This is a genomic window from Streptomyces sp. LZ34, from assembly GCF_053890475.1.
Genome location: NZ_CM132680.1, coordinates 11,626,145 through 11,644,883, shown reverse-complemented (window position 1 = coordinate 11,644,883; position 18,739 = coordinate 11,626,145). Strand labels below are relative to the sequence as shown.

1 protein-coding gene is annotated in these 18,739 nt (G+C 75.1%); it reads right to left on the bottom strand.

Features of this window, described 5'->3' with window-relative positions; translation table 11 throughout:
* Window positions 1–106: 106 nt before the first annotated feature.
* Window positions 107–18,358 carry an SDR family NAD(P)-dependent oxidoreductase gene (locus tag ACWY4P_RS50215; protein ID WP_456207483.1) on the bottom strand — a complete coding sequence of 6,084 codons (18,252 nt, stop codon included), beginning with the start codon at window positions 18,356–18,358 and terminating at the stop codon, window positions 107–109.
* Between the last annotated feature and the right edge of the window lie 381 nt (window positions 18,359–18,739).

The window sequence follows — 18,739 nt, the reverse complement described above, 5'->3', positions numbered from 1 at the left end:
GTCCGCTCCTCTGCCTGCCGCGCTCCGGGTGGCACGCGTCTCGTCACCTGTCGAACCGGGCTGTTCGGCCGCGGTCCTCACCGTCGCCCCGTCCCCGCCCCGGCCGTCATGGCCTGGCCGCCGGCCGTCCACCGCGGCGTGGCCCAGGAGGGGTCAGCAGCCGCAGCAGGTCGTCGACCTCGGCGTCGGACAGCGCTTCGACCATCCGCTCGAGTCCCGTTCCGGCCGGCGCGACCGGTTCGCGTACCGGGCCCGGGGCCGCGCCGGACTCCGGCCGCGTGCCCGGCCGGGCCGGCGGCTCCCCGTCCCGTGGTGGTGCCGGCTCCTCCAGGGCGTCCGGATGCTCGGCGAGCAGCCAGCGGGCGAGTCGGCCGATGGTGATCTGCTCGAACAGCAGCGTCGCGGGAACCCGGCCCAGGTGCCGCTCGAGCTCCTTGTTGAGCTGGAGTACCACCAGGGAGTCGATGCCGTAGTTCTCGAAGGTCGCCTCCGGGTCCAGCTGGTCCGGGGCCATCTCCAGCACCCGGGCGAAGACGCGCCGCACGAACTCCTCGGCCACGGCGTAGCGGTCGGCGGCCGGGCGGCCGTCCTGCGGCGCCACCGTTCCGGCGGATCCGGCCGGGGTGGTGGCGGGCTCCGTCCGCCGGACGACCACACCGTCGCTCTCGGCGACGACCAGGCTCTGCGTGGTCTCCCCGTCCTGCGGCACACCGTGCGTGACGACCCGTTGGAAACCGCAGCCGTACAGCACGTCGCGCCACGAACCGTCACTGAGCAGCGGGCTGCCCGGAATCCGGTGGTCCGGGTCGTCGAACGCCCACCAGCCGTCGGTCAGACCGAAGATCAGTGTCATCACGTGGTCGGCCCGGGTCCCCTCGTTGGCCAGCAGCAGGCCGTTCGTCCGGAGCAGCACCTTGACCCGCTCCACCGTCCGATGGATCCGCCTGGTGGCGTGGAAGACGTTCGTGCCCAGCACGATGTCGTAGCTGTCCGGCGCGAACCCCTGGCCGGCGGGGTCCCTCTCGATGTCGAGCACGCGGAACTCGGTGAACGGGTGGGCGTCAGCGAAGCGCTTGCGGCCGTGCCGGACGAACCCTGCCGAGATGTCCGTGTACGTGTACCGGACCCGCCCCGCGAACGGCGCGAGTACCGCCAGCACCTCCTGGGTGGTACTTCCGGTGCCGGCGCCCACCTCCAGCACCCGGATACGGGCCGCGGGGTCGGCGGCCAGCCGCTCCTGGACGTACCGTCGTACCACGTCGGCCAGCTGCGCGTTGAGCCGGTCGGTGATCGGGTTGCCCTGGTAGACGGCGGTCACCGCGTCCAGCGACCCCCCGGGGAAGAGCACCTCCGTGGCCGCGGTGGTCCCGGCCAGTACCCCGGGCAACTCCCGTGAGCAGCGCAGCAGCAGGTCGGCCACGGCCTCGGTCCACGGCTGCCCGGCGGGCAGCAGCCGGCGGGCGGCGTCCGGGTCGGCGACGGCCCGGCGCGTCTCCTCGTCCTCGACCGCGGGCAGGGCGATCACCTCGTCCCCCTGGCGCCGTACCAGGCCGCCCAGCGCCAGCACGTCCAGCAGCGCCTCGTACTGCCGGTGATGACGTTCCGTCACCGCGAGCGCCCGGCGCAGCTCCGTCACCGAACGGCGCTCGCCGGCGCGGGTCAGCACGTCGGCCCGCTGGAAGGCGCCCAGCAGCAGGAGCCGGCCGAGCCGGTCCAGCGCTTCGGAGGCGGCGCGCTGTTCCCGGATCCGCTCCGACTCGGCGCCGCCGATCCGGATCGGCTCCGCACCGGCCCCGGCCGTCGGGGCGGACGGCTGCCCGCGGTGCAGCCGTACGCGCGCGGACGGGTCCACGCCGAGGGCTTCCAGGATCGGGCCGGAGGCGCGGGTCGCCAGGATCTGGGGCAGGCCGCAGGAGAGGAAGCGCTCCAGGGTCTCCATGCCCTCACGGGCGCCGATCGGCCGGATGCCGACTTCGGCGAGCCGGCGCAGTGCCTCCTGTCGGCCCTGGTCTCCGCCGGAGTGCCAGTATCCCCAGTTGAGCGTGCGGACGGGGAAGCGGGCGGTGCGGGCGAGGTGCCGGGCCAGGGCGTCGGCGACGGCACAGCCGGCCGCGTACCCCGTCTGCCCCGTGTTGCCGACGAAGGAGGCTCCGGAGGAGTACAGGAGCAGGAAGTCCAGGGGCTCCTCCCACACCGCCGCGGCCAGATTCCAGGTGGTGTCGGTCTTGGCCGCGAGGACCGTGTGCAGGGCCGCCTCGTCGAGCTCGCGGACCGGCGCGGCGCCCAGCACCATCGCCGAGTGGATGACACCGTGCAGACGTCCGAACCGCTGCTTGGCACGGGCCACCGCGTCGCGGAGGGCCGCCGGGTCCGTGGCGTCGCACGCGAGGTACAGGACCTCTCCGCCGCACCGCTCGATCTCGGCGAGCCGCGCCGCGCGCCGCTCGTCGGGGGCGGTACGGCCCACCAGTACCAGCTTCGCCCGGTGGGCCCGCGCCAGGTGCAGGGCGGTGTCGTGGCCGACCGTGCCCGAACCGCCGAGGATGAGGTACACGCCGTCGTCGCGGAAGCGGACGCCGTCCGCCGCGGGCGGCAGTGCCACCGGCTCCGGCCGCAGCGTCCGGCGGACCCCGCCGCGCAGCGACACCGCCTGGGGCCGGGGCTGGAACGGCTCGGCCACCACCGCTTCGACCGCTTCGGCGGCCTCCTCGCCACGGATGTCCGCGTACGCGACCTTCAGGGACGGGAACTCCTTGTCGAGCACGGAGCAGTAACCCCAGAGGCCGGCCGACCAAGGCCGTGAGGGCTCGTCCTCGCGGAGTGGGAAGGCGTCGGTCGTGACCACCTTCAACGACAGGGGCAGGCCGGTGCCCGCGCCCGGGGCGGTACCGGTCGGCGTGTCGCCCCGCAGGAGGCCGCGCACCAGGCGGTGCAGTGCCATGACCTCCTCGCGGGCCTGCGAGGGGCCCGCGTCGTGCGGTACGGAGGCCGCGGGGGCATCGTGCGTGCCGCCGAGGAAGTACACCAGACCGGGCACCGGGCGACCGGCGAGGGCCCGGTCGACACCGTCCGCCGACGCGGCGTCCTCCTCCAGCCACAGGTGGTCGACCTCGTCGCCCCGCAGCAGGTGTGCCCGGGCGAGCGCCGCCGCCAGGTCGCGCGCCGAGTCGGGGGCGACGACCAGCACGGTCTCCCGGCCCACGGCGGGGCGGGCGGGTCCGGGCAGCGGGGACGGCACCCAGCGGGGCCGGTAGGTGAACGTCTCGTGCCCGCCGGCCGGCTCCGGGGCCGCGTCGTGCCTGTGTACGCGGTCCGGTGCCGGTCCCCGGGCGGGCCGGAAGGCGAGGTCGTGGAAGCGCACGCACGCCTGGCCCGCATCGTCGAGCAGCACGATGTCGTACCGGTGCCCGCCCCGCGCCGTGATGTGCGACCAGCCCGCTTCCGGGACCGGCCGCAGCAGTTCCACGCTCTCGGCCGCGAAGGGCAGCGGCACGCCGTCGCCGGGGCCGAGGAGCGCGGCGACCGTGTGGAGGGCGGCGTCCGCCATCCCGGGGTGCAGGACGTGCCGACCGTCCCGCGAGCGCTGGTCCGCGGGCAGGACGAGCCTGGCCAGGGCCTCGCCGTCGCCTGTCCACACCCGTTCCACGGCCCGGAACCAGGGCCCGTAGCACAGGCCCCGGCCGTCCAGTGACGCGTACAGCTGGTCGCCCGACCGGGTCGTCGGACAGCGTTCCCGGATGCCCTCGACGGACAGCGGGCCGGTGCCGGCCGCGTCGCCCGTGCCGGAGGGCCGGACGTCCCGCCGTGCGTCCGCGATGACGCCCTCGGAGTGGGCGACCGCCGCCGCACCGTCACCGCCGCGGATCTCGTACCGGACGACGGTGCCGTCGTCCTCGACGCGCAGGACCAGCTCGACCGCCTCACCGTCCACCGCCACCGGCGACTGCCAGCGGACGTCCCTCAGCGCCCGCGGCCGGCCGGCGGTGCCGGGCACCGCGGAGAACACCAGGTCCAGATGGGCGACCCCGGGCAGGATGCGGCGGCCCAGTACGACGTGGTCGCGCACCACCGGCTCGTCCGGGCGCACGGTCCTGCGGTACCCGCCCGGTGACGGCCCGTCGGCTTCCGAGGCCACTGGGCCGGGCGCGGCCGCGGGTGCGGAGCGCCGTGCGATCCAGTGCCGCTCCGGGGCGAACGGGTACGTGGGCAGCGAGATCCTTCTGGCCGGTCGGGGCCTGGCCTGCTGGAGCGCGTCCGGGTCCAGTGCGAGGCCCGAGGCCCACAGCCGGCCGAGCCGGTCGCAGTCGCCCGCCGCGGCCAGCGCCAGCGCCAGGTCCCGGCCCTCCGGTACGCCGGTGAGCAGGTCGCTGACGGCGTTCGCCCCGGCGGCGCCCCGGACCACCCGGTCCCCCGCCTCGCCCCGGGCGAACGCCTCGAGCACCGCCACGGCCTCGTCCAGCCCGTACACCGTGGCGGCCATGCGTTCGGCCATCGGCTCCCGGCCCGCCTGAAGGGTGTGCGCCACGTCGGCGAGCGCCGGCGGGCGGCCCGCGTCGCTCTCGCGGCGCAGGAAGGCGGCCAGCCTCGCCGCGCAGGCGGCCAGCCGGTCCTCGGTGCGGGCGGAGAGCGTCAGCAGCTCCGGTCGGCCCGTCCCGGGCTCGGCCGGCTGCCGGTCCTGCCCACCGAGGTACTCCTCGATGATCACGTGGGCGTTGGTGCCGCCGGCTCCGAAGGCGCTGACCCCGGCCCGGCGCGGCAGTTCTCCCGCGCCGGACGACGGCCGCGGCCAGTCGGCGAGCTCGCGCTGCAGCCGGAACGGCGACCGCTCGAAGTCGATGACGGGGTTGGGCTCCCGCGCGTGCAGCGACGGCGCGAGCTGTCCGTGCCGCATCTGCAGGACGGCCTTGGTCAGACCGGCGATGCCCGCGGCACCCTCCAGATGGCCGATCGACGACTTGGCCGAGCCGAGGGCGCAGAAACCGCGGTCCTCGGTGTGGGAGCGGAAGGCCCGTTCCAGAGCTGTGTGCTCGATGGGGTCGCCCAGCGCGGTGCCGGTGCCGTGGGCCTCGACCCACCCGATGGTGCGCGCGTCGACCCCCGCACGGTGCAGGGCCTCCTCGATCAGCGCCTGCTGGGCGCGGGGATTGGGCACGGTCACACCACTGGTGGTCCCGCCGTGGTTGACCGCGCTGGCCCTGATCACGGCATGGATGCGGTCACCGTCGGCCTCGGCCCGCGACAGCCGTTTGAGCAGCACCGCGCCCACGCCCTCACCGGGCACATAGCCACTGCCGCCGGCGCCGAAGGACCGGCACCTGCCGTCCTCGGCGAGCATGTTGATCCGGCTCAGGTGGACGTACCTGGCCGGGTGCGCGGCGATGTTCACGCCGCCCGCGATCGCGTAGCCGCACTCGCCGCGGCGGATGCTCTCGCACGCCATGTGGACCGCGACCAGGGAGGCGGAGCACGCGGTGTCCACCACGACGCTCGGCCCGCGGAAGTCTCCGAAGTGCGACACCTGGTTGGCGATGTAGGAGCGGTTGGCCAGGACGTTGGTGTGGTTGCCGCGGAACGACTCCTCCGCGGCCAGCACCGCGTAGTCACCCCACATCACTCCGACGAACACGCCGACGTCGCGGCCATCGGGCGAGAAGCGCGGCCGGGGAAGGGCGTCGAGCGGGTACCCCGCGTCCTCCAGGGCGGCCCAGGCGGTCTCCAGGAAGAGCCGCTCCTGCGGGTCCATGGTCCTGGCCTGTGCCGGGGAGATCCGGAAGAACAGCGAGTCGAAGGTGTCGACGTCGTCGAGGAACCCGCCCCACCGGCAGTAGCTCCTGCCCGCCGCGGACGGGTCCGGGTCGAACAGCGCCCGCGCGTCCCAGCGGCCGGCGGGCACCTCGGTGACGCAGTCCCGCCCGGTCCGCAGGTTCTCCCAGAACTCGTCCAGATCGCGCGCCTTGGGGTAGCGCCCGCTCATGCCGATGATCGCCACGTCCTCGTCGGACCCGGACGGCGCGGGGGTGACACGAGCGGCGCCCCGCGCGGGACGGGCCGTGGTGGCGGGGGGCGCCGACGGCGTCCGGGCAGGCGCCGCGTCCGTCCCCGTCTCCGGGCCGGCCTCGGTGGCCGCCCGCCCGAAGAGCCGCACCACGGCCTCGGAGTGCTCCCGCATCAGGTACTCCGCGACGTCCTCCACGGTGCGGTATTCGAAGAACAGGGTGCCGAGCAGGCCCGGGAAATCCCCGCTGAGCGAGGAGTTGGCCGCCATCACCAGCACCGAGTCCAGCCCGTAGGCGTCGAGCGCGGTACGGCCGTCGAGCCTGGCGGCCGACAGCTTCAGCACCTCGGCGAGGCGCGTACGTACGTGCTCCACCACCCGCGACCGGAGCCGGGCGTCCGCCGAGGTGTCGGGGGCCGGCGGCGCGAGGTCCGGTCCCGGGGCCGGATGCGGCACGGGGGCGGCGGCAGCCTCGGCGCGCCCGCCCTCGACACCGAGCGCGCGTTCGATCATGACGCGATCCCCGGCGGCGGGGAGCACAAGCGGTGCTCCATGGGCCCAGGCCCGTTCGAAGACCTCCGGCCCCTCGTCCGCGGTCACCGGACGCATCCCCGTGCCGGTCAGATAACGGTCCAACTCGGCCTCCCCCAGCGAGGAGTCCACGCCCCCGACCTGCCAGAGCGGCCAGGCGAGCGACAGGGTGCGGCCGTGCCGGCGCCTCTCCCGGACCCATTGGTCACGCCGCACGGCGTGGGCGTCCATGAAGCGGTTGGCCGCGGCGTAGCTGCCGACTCCGAAGTCACCGAGCACCGTGGAGGCCGACGAGAAGAGCACGAACAGGTCGAGCCGCTCATCCCGCGTGAGCACGTCGAGGTTGACCGTGCCGCGGGTCTTCGCGGCCAGTACCCGCTCGAACCGCTCGCGGTCCGCCCCGGGCAGCGGCGTCGGGTCGTACACGCCGGCGGCGTGGAAGACGCCGTCGAGCCGCCCGAAGCGCTCCTTCGCCCCGGCCAGCGCCCGCCGTACGTCGTCCGGCACCGCCACATCGCCCCGGACGGCCAGCACCTCGCCACCCAGCTCCGTCAGCCGGGCCACCTCCGCCCGGGCCGCCTGCCCCAGTGGGGAGCGGGCCAGCAGCACCAGCCGTGCCCGGTACCGCTCGGCCAGGTACCGGGCGAAGACCAGCCCGATCCCGCCGGTGCCGCCGGTGATCAGGTACACGCCCTTCTCACGCAGGGGTACGGCGGGGAGGGAGGCGCCCGGCGTGGGCGCCGGACGCATCACGCGCACATGGCGCCGCCCGGCCTCGTCATGGCGGACCTCCGCCGTCCGCGGCGCCGCGTCGGCCGGGGCGGCGAACTCGTCCAGCACCGTCCGGGCGAGCCCCTCCGGCCGCGGTACGGCTCCGTCGTACCGGACGGAGCGGAACCACAGGCGCGGCGGGCCGGCCTCGGCGGCTCGGGCCAGGCCGGACACGGCCTCCAGCTCCGGCCGGGCCGCACGCGCGGGCCCGGTGTGCCCGTACAGCAGCCGGACGGTGCCATGGCTGTCCCGCGCCGCCTGGAGCAGGTTCAGCACCGCGAACAGTCCGGTGCCGAACGCCGCGTCCAGCCGCGCGAGTTGCTCCGCGAGCGCGGGCTCGTCGGCGGGGTCGCCCGGCGGCGGCTCGCCGCCGGGCAGGTCCCACAGGTGGACGACGTCCAACCCGGGGCGCTCGCCCTCGCCGGCCACCTCGGCCAGCAGACGCCGGTAGTGGCCGGCGTCCTGGGGGTCGATGGTGTACTCGTCCGGGCCGACGGCGCGGAACCGGCCGCCCGCCGCCGCCCGGACCACCCGGGCCCACCGGCCGGACCGGGCCAGCAGTCGGGCCGGCTCCGGGTCCGCGGCCAGGACCAGCAGCGTGTCCGCGGCCCGGGAGTCCTGGCCCATGGGCGAGGGCAGGGTCCGGGGGGCCCAGTCGAACGCGTAGAACAGCGGCTCACCGGCCCGTTCGCCCGCGGCGGACCGCGCCACGACGGTCCCGGGCCCGGCCGGGGCGGTCAGTACCCGTCCCGCGAAGTCGCGCACCCGGACCAGTTCCTCTCCCCGCTCGTCGACGATCACCACGTCGAACCGCTGGACGGCCACGGATCGCGGGCCGGAGCCGGCGGACGGCACCGCGCGGGCGAAGCAGACCGGCGGCAGCGGCGCGAGGATCTCGATCTCCCCCAGCGAGAACGGCACCACCAGGTCGTCGGCACCGGGCGCCGTATGGCGGTTCATCCAGTGCACGGACCTCAACAGGCCGTCCAGCAGGGCGGGATGGAGGAGGAAGTCCGCCGCGGCCGCGGACGCCGGCTGTTCCGGCAGCCGGGCCTCCACCAGCACCTCGTCCGCGCCGATCCGCACCTCGCGCAACACCGTGAAGGACGGGCCGTAGCGGAAGCCGACGCGCCGGTAGTCCTCGTAGACCTCGGCGCCGTCGCGCGAGGCGGCGCAGCGGCGGCGCGCCTCGGGCAGGTCCAGCGGCCGTCCGGCCGGCCCGGGCGGGCCGGTGACGGCGACACCACGCACATGGGTCACGCGTCCGCCGTCCGCCGTCTCGCTGAACACCTCGAACGCCACGGTGCCGGGCCCGGCTTCGTCCGCGCCCTCGGATCGCAGCGCGACGAAGACGTCGAGCGTGGCGTCCAGCACCTCCACCGCTCGTCCCCACACCACGTCCCGCAACCGCCCGGGGGTCCGGCCCACCGCCCGCCCGACCGCGGCGCGGGCCATCTCCAGCAGCGCGGCGCCGGCCAACAGCGGCCGCCCGGCGACCTGGTGGTCGCGCAGCAGCGCGTCGCCGCCTCGCAGGGTGGTGCGGAACCGGGTCTCCGTGAGCGTGGACTCGTTGGCGTGCAGCAGCGGGTGGAGCGGCGCCGCTCCGGGCGGGACCGGCTCCTTCGCGACGGATGCCGGGCCGCCCAGCCAGTACCGCTCCCGGGCGAACGGATAGCCGGGCAGCGGTATGCGGCGCGGCCGGGAGCCTGCCGCCGGAGCGCCGGCGAGCGCGAGGGGCGCGACCTCGTCCGGGTCCGCTCCGGCCACCCACCGGCGAGCCGCCGTCACCGGGTCGGGGTCCGACGCGGCGGGGCCGACGGGCGGGGGCGCCTCCCCGGCACGCCCGTGCCACAGGTACGCCGGTGCGGCACCGCCCTCGGCGAAGGAGAGCAGCGCCTCGGCGAGGGCCGCCCCGTCACCGGTGACCACGGCCAGCCGCTCGGCCATGGGCTCCCGCCCGCGCAGGAGCGTGTGGGCGGCGTCGGCGAGGTCGGCCCGCGCGGTGCGCAGGAACCGGCCGAGCCGTCCGGCGTACTCGCGCAGCCGCTCCTCGTCCCGCGCGGACAGCACGTACAGCAGGGGCTCAGCGGTGCGCTGCCGGGCGGCGGGGGCCGAGGGGGCGGCCGGCGACGGCGGCCCTTCGGCCAGGATCAGGTGCGCGTTGGAGCCCCCGGCGCCGAACGAGCTGAGTGCGGCCCGGCGCGGGGCGGTCCCGCCGTCGTCGGCGTGCGGCCGCCAGTCGGCGAGTTCCCGCTGCACCCGGAACGGGGATCCAAGGAAGTCGATGGCCGGGTTGAGGGTTTCGGCGTGCAGGGAGGGCACCAGCCGGCCGTGCCGTAACTGGAGAAGCACCTTGGTGAGGCCGGCGATGCCCGCGGCCGCCTCCAGGTGGCCGATGTTCGACTTCAGCGAGCCGATGGGGCAGTCCTGCGGCTTCTCTTCGGCCCCCTGGTCCCCGTCGCCCCGCTGGAACGCCTTGCGCAGGCCGGTGATCTCGATCGGGTCGCCGAGCGCGGTGCCGGTGCCGTGGGCCTCGACGTAGCCGATGTCGCGCGGCGAGACGCGGGCCTGGCGCAGGGCTCGCTCGATCACCTGTCGCTGGGCGTTGGGGTTGGGCACGGTGTAGCCGTTGGTGCGGCCGCCGTGGTTGACCGCGTCACCGAGGATGACGCCGTGGATGTGGTCTCCGTCGGCCAGGGCCTGGCGCAGCGGCTTGAGCAGGACCGCGCCAACGCCCTCGCCGGGTACGTAACCGGTGCCGCCGGCGCCGAAGGACCGGCACCGGCCGTCGGTCGACACGAACCGGCCCTGGCTGAGGTAGACGTACTTGTGCGGGTGGAGGGAGAGGTTGACGCCTCCGGCGATCGCCAGGTCGCTCTCCCCCGCGCGCAGGCTCTGGCAGGCCACGTGGATCGCGGTGAGCGAGGAGGAGCACATGGTGTCCACGGCCATGCTGGGCCCGGCCAGGTTCAGCACGTACGACACCCGGTTGGCGATCGAGGCGTGCAGCGAGGCCGCCACCGGCCCCTCCCCACGCAGCACGTTGTGCGCGCCGTAGAGCTGGTACTCGGCGTACATGGCGCCGACGAAGACCCCGACCTGCCGTCCGGCGAGGTCCGCGGGCCGGTAGCCGGCGTCCTCCACGACGTGCCACGCGGTCTGGAGGAACAGCCGCTCCTGAGGGTCCATCAGCTCGGCTTCTCGCGGCGAGATTCCGAAGAACAGCGGATCGAACCGGTCGACGTCGTCGAGGAACCCGCCCCACTTGCTGTTGGCACGGCCGGGGACGGGCGCGCCCTCCTGGAAGAAGCGGCTGTGCTCCCAGCGCTCGGGCGGCACCTCGGTGACACAGTCACGGCCTCGCGTCAGGTTCTGCCAGAACTCCTCCAGGTCCGCGGCCATCGGGTAACGGCCGCTCAAGCCGATCACGGCGATGGCGTCTGGGGGACAGCTGCTTTCCGGACCGCGGCCTTCGGGATGGTTGCCTTCGGGTTGGCCGCCCTCCGGGGATCCGGCGTCGGGCGGCGCTGCCGCGGTGGGCGTGGCCGCCGGCCTCGCCGACGCCCGCGGGACGCCGCTCAGCTCGCGGAGCCGCTCGGCGTGGTGGGCGGCGAAGTACTCGGCCAGCTCCGCGAGGGTCGCGTACTCGAAGAAGAGGGTCTTGGACAGCTCCCCGAAGCTCTCCTCCAGAACTCCGTTGAGCTTGACGATCAGGAGTGAGTCGATGCCGTAGCGGTCCAGTGTCGCCCGGGGGTCGATCGCGGCGGGTTCCAGCTTGGTCTGCGCCGCGAGCGTCTTCCGCAGCAGGTCCTCGGCCACCGCCCGCAGATCCGGCTCCGCCGTCCGTCCCTGCCCCCGGTCCGGCTCCGCGTGGCGGGCGGGGTCGGCCTCGTCGGGGTTCGGGGAGAGCGCGACCCGGACCGCTCCGCCCGGCAGGCCGAGGGCGGTCTCGAAGGCCGCGAGACCGACCGGGGCGGGCAGCGCGACGGAGCCCAGGCTCCTTTCGAGCAGGGCCGCCGACGCGTCGTCGGGCCGCATCCCGCCGTCCCGCCACAGCGGCCAGCCGATCGACAGGGATCTGCCGCTGCGCCGCCCCGCCGCCACCATCCGCTCGCGGTGCGCCATGGAGGCGTCCAGGAAGGCGTTGGCGAAGGCGTAGTCGGCCTGGCCCACGTTGCCCCGTGCGGCGACGGCCGACGAGAAGGTCACGAAGAAGTCCAGGGAGTGGCCGGCGGTCAGCCGGTCCAGATGGACCGTTCCCTGGATCTTGGGGGCCAGGACGGCCCACAGGTCCTCCGGGGCCTTGTTGGCCAGGAACGCGTCCCGCAGGACACCGGCGGCGTGGACCACCCCGTGCAGCGTGCCGTGCTCGGCCTCCACCGCCGCCAGCACGGCACGGACGTCGTCCTCCCGGGAGACGTCCGCCCGCAGGTGGCGGACCGTGCCGCCGACAGCGGCCAGCGCCTCGATCCGTGCCCGGGCAGGCGCGTCCGGCTCGGAGCGGCTCACCAGGAAGAGGTGCGCGCCGACCCGGTGGGCCAGGTGCTCGGCGAGCAGCAGCCCGAGCCCTCCCGTTCCGCCGGTGATCAGATAGACCCCGCGGTCCCGCAGCACCGTCCCGCCGCCGGCCCGGTGGCCGACCGCGCCGGGCGGGTCCGCCACCCGGTACCGGCGGGCCAGGCGGATGTCTCCCTCGTACCGGACCTCGGGCTCGCGGCCGGTGGCGGCGTCGAACTCGCCCAACAGCGAGGCCATCCGCTCGCCGAGGGCGGCCGGGGCGACGCCCGACACCCGGTACTCCAGGGCCGGGTTCTCCAGCCGCGCGGTCCGTGCGAACGCGGCGACCGCTTCGTATGCCGCCACCCCTTGGTACGCCGGCGCCGGCCCGCCGCCGAACGGATCGGGCCCCACCGGATGGACGAACAGCAGCCGCACCCCCTCCACCGGCCGCCGCGCCAGCAGCGCCTTGGTGAGGTGGAACAGCGAGCCGACGCCCACGTCGAGCAGGTCGGCGCCGAAGGCGTCGGACGGCCGCGCCGCGAGGCTCCAGCCGTGCAGGATCCGGCGGGGCGCGATCCCGTCGGCGTGCAGCGCCGCCAGCAGTTCGGCGAAGTCGCCGGGCCGCGCCGGATCCACCCGGAACGTGTGCTCGTCGGTGCGGCGGAAACCGGATCCCGAGGTCGCCAGGACCACCGGGACCTCCTGCTCCCCGGCGTCCCGCAGGGCCCGGCGCAGCGCCAGGCGAGCCCCTTCACCGTCCGCGAGCAGGAGGAACGGACCGCTGCCCGGGCCGCCGGACGCGGCGAGCGGCGCGGGCTCCCAGTGGCCGCGCAGGAACACCGCGGGCGTCCCGGCGGCTGCCTCCGGGCGCTCCTCGGCCGGACGTGCCGCGGCCGTCGCCCCGGTGGCGCCCGTGACGCGGCGCAGCACCAGCCCGGACAGCCGTACGGCGACGTTCCCGTCCTCGTCGGCCAGCGCCAGGTCCAGCCGTGCCACCTGGTTCCCGGCGCCACCGGCGCCGAGGGCGGTCCGGGTGACGTGCACCGTACAGCGGCTGCCGGGGGCGGCGAGCAGCCGGAGCTCGCCGAGCCGGATCGGCAGGTAACCGGCTCCTCGGTCCTCGTCGGAGACGGCAAGCAGGCACACCGCCGCCTGGAGGGCGCCGTCCAGCAGGGCCGGGTGCAGCACCAGCGTCCCGGGCCCGCCGAAACCGCCGCCCGGCACGGTCTCGGCGCCGGTCTCCGGCACCTCGACGACGGCGACGGCCTCCTGGCCCCCGCGGTGCCTGAAGTCGCGCAGCGCGCGCAGGCTGGTGCCGTGCCGCAGACCCCGCGCCCGCAGCAGGTCGTAGCACGTGCCGGGAGCGACCTCGCTCGGGCAGCTCAGCCGGGCGGCTCCGAGGTCGATACGCTCCGGGTCCCTCGTCGCACCGGCCGGGCCGGCCTCGGGGATGATCAGTTCGCCACGCGCGTACACCCCGTCGCTGCCGGGCCGGGCGGCGTCCGGCGCCGTCACGGCGAAGCCCAGTCCGGCGCCGCGGGGTTCGAGCAGGACGCGCAGCGTGCGGGCGTCGCCGCCGAAGGTCAGCATCCGTTCGAAGCCGACCTCCCGGATCGTCCCGGGCTGCGCGCCGGTCGCCAGCTCGGCGGCGGCGCGCGCCAGTTCCAGGTGCACGGCCGCGGGCAACACGGACGCGCCGTGCACGACATGGTCGACGAGGTACGGCTCGCCGCCGGTGAGGGTGATCGCCTGACACCTCCGCCCCGCCCCCGCCGGGTCCGGCACCTCACGCAGCCGGGACGCGTCCGCTTCCCCGCCGCCCGCGGGCCCGTCGACGGCGACGGCCGGCTCCGCGGGCGCCTGGGGCGGCCCGGCGGGCTCCAGCCAGTACCGCCGTCCTTCGAAGGGATAGGTCGGCAGCGGCACCCGGTGGCGCCGCTGGCCGTGGTAGAAACGCTCCCAGTCGATCTCCGCCCCGCCCAGCCAGGCATCCCTCAACCCGGCCAGCGGGGACTCCGCCCGGGCCGTGAGAACCACCCGTCCCTCGGCGGGCGCGAGGTCGCCGTACGGCAGGATCCGCGGCCTCGGCCCGCTGTCGACCGGGTCCGGATCCGCGGCGGGTGAGGTGAGACCGGCGAGCGCCTCGTCGATGCTCAGGGCGCCGGTCAGGCAGCGAGCCACCCGTTCCCCGGCGCCCTCGGCGAACAGCACCTCCGGACGCAGCCCCCAGTCCTCCCAGAGCCCGGCCAGGGCGTACTGGAACGCGAACGCCCGGCCCCGCGGGCCCTGCTCCAGCGCGCCGGCCGCGGCACAGGCGTCGTACCGCTCGGCGAACACCGGCTCGGTCGCGGCCAGCGCGGCCGCCCACCGCCCGTCCTCGTCGGCGCCGGTCGCGGGCAGGGCGAAGGCGACGGAGGGCAGGGCGTACCCGGTCTGCGCCGTACGGCCCGCGTCCCCACCGCGGTCCTCCAGCAGCCGGGCGGCCTCCTGGGCGCTCTCGGTGTTCTCGGTGTTCTCGGCGCTCTCGGTGTTCTCAGTGGTCCGGCACAGCACCGCCCGGCGGTAGCGGTGTGCCGCGCGGCCCACGGCCAGGGTGTGGGCGACATCCGCCAGCGGCACCTCGGGGTGGCGCCGCAGGTGCTCCGCGAGGCGGGTGGCGGCCCGGTCCAGGGCCGTCGGGGTCTCGGCCGACAGGAGCAGCAGCTGTTCGGGGCGTGAGGGGCCGGAGGGCTCCCGTTCGAGTGCCTCCTCGAGCACCGCGTGGGCGTTGGTACCGCCGACGCCGAACGAGCTGACCCCGGCCCGGCGCGGCATGCCCCGCACCGTCCACGGGCGGATCCGCGTCACGACCCGGAAAGGGGTGCCGTCGAACTCGATGGCGGGGTTCGGGCGCCGGTAGTTGATGCTGGGCGCGATGGACCGGTGACGCAGCATCAGTACCACCTTGATCACGCCGGCCACGCCGGCGGCGGCGTCGAGGTGGCCGATGTTCGGCTTGACCGAGCCGATGGCGCAGTACCCCGTTCCGGCGGTGGTGCGCCGGAACGCCTGGGTGAGCGCCGCCACCTCCACGGGGTCTCCCAGCTTGGTGCCCGTGCCGTGCGCCTCCAGATAGGTGATCGTCGCGGCGTCCACCCCGGCGGCTGCCTGGGCGCGGGCGATCACCGCCGCCTGCCCTTCCCGGGCAGGCGCCGCGTAACTCACCTTCTCCGCACCGTCGTTGTTGGTGGCCGTCCCGCGGAGCACCGCGTGCACCGTGTCGCCGTCCGCCACGGCATCCGCCAGCCGCTTCAGCGCGAGGACGCCGGCGCCGTTGCCGAAGACGGTGCCGCTCGCCCCGGCGTCGAAGGCGCGCACCCGCCCGTCGGCCGACAGGATCGCGCCCTCCTCGTACAGATGTCCCTGGACCTGGGGCACCCGGAGCGCCACCCCGCCCGCGAGCGCCAGGTCGCACTCGCCGGCCCGCAGCGCCTGGCAGGCGACGTGGACGGCCACCAGCGAGGTCGAACAGGCTGTCTGGACGGTGTAGCCGGGGCCGGTGAGGTTCAGCTTGTAGGCGACGCGGGTGGCCAGGTAGTCCTTGTCGTTCCCGAACATGACGCGGAGGTACTGGGAGGTGGTGGTCCGATCCGTGGCGCCGAGCACCTGGTGCTGGAGGTAGGTGTTGTTGGCGGCGCCGCCGAAGACGCCGATCGCTCCCTGCCGGTGGCCGGCGCCGTAGCCGGAGTGCTCCAGGGCGGCATGGCAGGTCTGCAGGAACAGCCGGTGCTGGGGGTCGGTCAGCTCCGCCTCATCAGGGGTCATACCGAAGAAGGCGGCGTCGAACAGCTCCCCTTCGGGCAGCGCACCGTACGCCTTCACATAGCGCGGGTCCCGGATCAGGTCCTGCGGCACCCCGGCCGCGGCGAGCTCCTCGTCGTCGAATCGGGATATCGCCTCCCGTCCGTCGCGCAGCAGCTCCCAGTACTCCTCCAGGTCCCGGGCTCCGGGGAGTTGGGCCGCCATGCCCACGATGGCGATGGCCTCGCCCTCCCCGGCCGCCGCGGCCCCGGGGGCCGGCGTCTCGCCGCCCGCGGCGCCGCGCGACTCCGCCGCGAGGAAGCGGGACAGCGCCAGCGGGGTGGGGTGGTCGAACACCAGGGTGCGCGGCAGCCGCAAGCCGGTGTCCCGGATCAGCCGGTCGCGCAGTTCGACCGCCATCAGGGAGGTGAAGCCCAGCGCGACCAGCGACCGGGTCCGCCAGCCCGGGTCCACCTCGTCGGGCGAGTCCCTTCCGAGCAGGACCGCCGCATGGGCGCCCACCAGATCCAGGAGCGCACGCTCCGCCTCGGCCTGCGACGCGCCGCCGCGCGCCGCGCCCTCGTGGACGGACGGGGCGGCCGGAGCGGGGTGGGGTGCACCGCGCTCGGCGGCCCGGCCGGGGCCGGGGCTCCGGTCGAACGGCCCGGCCCAGTCCACCGGCACGCCCCGTACATACAGCTCGGCCAGGGCTGAGAGCATGGCGGACCGCCCGCTCTGGCCACGCCGGAGAGAACCCACGACCACGCCGTCCGCCCCGGCCCCGGCCTCCTCCAGGGTCCCCTTGACCCCCATGGCCAGCGCCGGATGGGGGCTGATCTCGATGAATGTCCGGAACCCGCGGTCCGCCTGGGCCCGCACGGCGCGCGCGAACTCCACCCTCTCCCGCAGATTGCGGCACCAGTACTCGGCGCCGAGTTCGGTGCCCCGTAACAGCTCACCGGTGATCGAGGAGCGGAACGGGATCTCGACCGGACGCGGTCCGATGGACGCCAGATCCCGCATCATGCGGCCGGTGATGGCGTCGATGTGGGCGGAGTGCGCGGCCAGCCCCACGTTGATCACCCGAGCCCGTACCCCATCGGCCCGGACTTCCTCGACCAGCCTCGCGACGTCCTCCCGGTCACCGGAGACCAGCACCCAGTCGGGCCCGTTCACGGCCGCCAGTTCGATCCGGCCGCCGTGGCCGGCCAGTCGCTCGCGCACCGCCTCCGGCGGCAGCTCGACCGAGGCGATGTCCCCGATACCCGCGAGCGTGGCCTGGGCCTTGCCGCACCGGGCGGCCACCGTCGCCGCGTCCTCCAGCGACAGCGCCCCGCTGACGTACGCGGCGGCGAACGCGCCGATGCTGTGCCCGATCACCTCATCCGGCCGCACGCCCCAGGACCGCCACAGCGCGTCCAGCGACACCATGACCGCGAACAGCGCGGACTGCGTCACGTCGATCCGCTCCAGCGAGGCCGCCCCGGGCCGGTCGCGCAACACGTCCATCAGCGACCAGTCCAGGTGCGGCGCGAGGGCCTCGGCACAGCGCTCGGCCTGCTCGCGGAAGACCGGACTGGACTCGACCAGGTCCGCGGCCATGCCCTGCCACTGGGAGCCGTGACCGGGGAAGACGAAGACGACCCGCCCATCGGTCACCGACGCCGTGCCGCGGATGACGCCGACGGCCGGCCGGCCGGAGCCGACAGCGGCGAGCCCGCGCAGGAAGTCCTCGTGGGAGCGGCCGATCACCACCGCGCGGTGGCCGGATTCCGCCACGGCGGCAGCCGGGTCGGCCACGAGCGACCAGCCTGTCCCGGCGGGCGGCCGTTCGGGGTCGCGCCCGGCCATGGCCTTCAGGTCGGCGGCCCGTTCCCTGAGCGCGGTGCCCGACGGGGCCGAAAGTACCCAGGGCACCTCGGGCGCGTCCTTCGTACCGTTCGCGCCCTCGGTGCGTCCCGCGTCATTCCGCCGGGCGGCCTTCCCGAGTGCGGGCAGCCGGATCCTCCGGTGCTCCCGGCCCTCGTACACCTGCTGCCAGTCGACCTCCGCGCCCGCGAGCCACGCGCGCCGCAGCCCCTCCAGCGGGGAGTCGGTACCCGGCAGCAGGACGACGCCGTCAGCCGGGTCCGGCCCGCACTCCTCGAGGAGCTCCGTCGGTATGCGGGGGGTGCGGCGAACGGTGTCGTCCGCCGTGTCTTCCGGGGCGCCGAGCAGAGCCACGGCCCGGCTCAGGCCGAGCTCGCCGCTGACAGCGGCGGCGGCGAGGACGCCGACCCCGTCGGCGTACAGGGTGCACGGCAGCAGCCCCCAGCGCAGCCACAGCCGGGCCATCGCGTATTCGAAGGCGAAGACGGCTCCTCGGCGCCCGTACCGGAGAGCGCCTGCCCGGCGACAGGCACGGTGGTATCCGGCGAAGCCCGGGTGGGCACGCGCCGCTTCGGCGGCCAGTCGCTCGACGTCGGCCAGTTCGGCGGGCAGTACGAACACCAGTGGTGTCCCGGAGCGGGCGGCGCCCTCATGCCCGGCGCCGCCGCCCGTCAGCAGCTCTTCCAGCGAGTGGGCGGCCTGCCGTGCGTCGTGGCCCAGCACCGCGCGTCGGTACCGGTGGCTCCTCCGCCCGGTGGCAAGGGTGTACGCGGCGTCCGCGAGGCCCGTGTCCGAGAGCCCGCGCAGCCAGTCGGCGACATCGGCTGTCACCGCGTCCAGCGTCCGTGCTGTTCCGGCGGACAGCACGACGAGGCACTCACGGCCGTCGTCCCTGGCGGCAGTCGACCGCACGCTCCAACACCTCCCACACCAACGGTGACCTCTGGCGGCGCTCGCGGTGATGAGGGGACCGGTCCCGTTCGAAATCTACGACTGGAATATCAGAGAGATTCGGCGATGCCGAAGGCGAATCAATAGGCCGTATCACACACAATGCCATCCCCCTCTCCCGGCACGTTCGGGCGGTCAATACCGAAGCGTTAGCCGAACAGCGGCAGCAGGAAGCCACTGAGCGACTCTATGCATGGAGACCTGCCTTTGCAACACCTATAGAGACGACGCAAAACGAAGACAATTGCCCGTTTTACCTAGAAGATCACTTCTTTCCCGGACCCCCCTCCACCAGCGGATTCCATATGTGTCATAGGCATAAAGGCGCACAGCGCGCCCGAG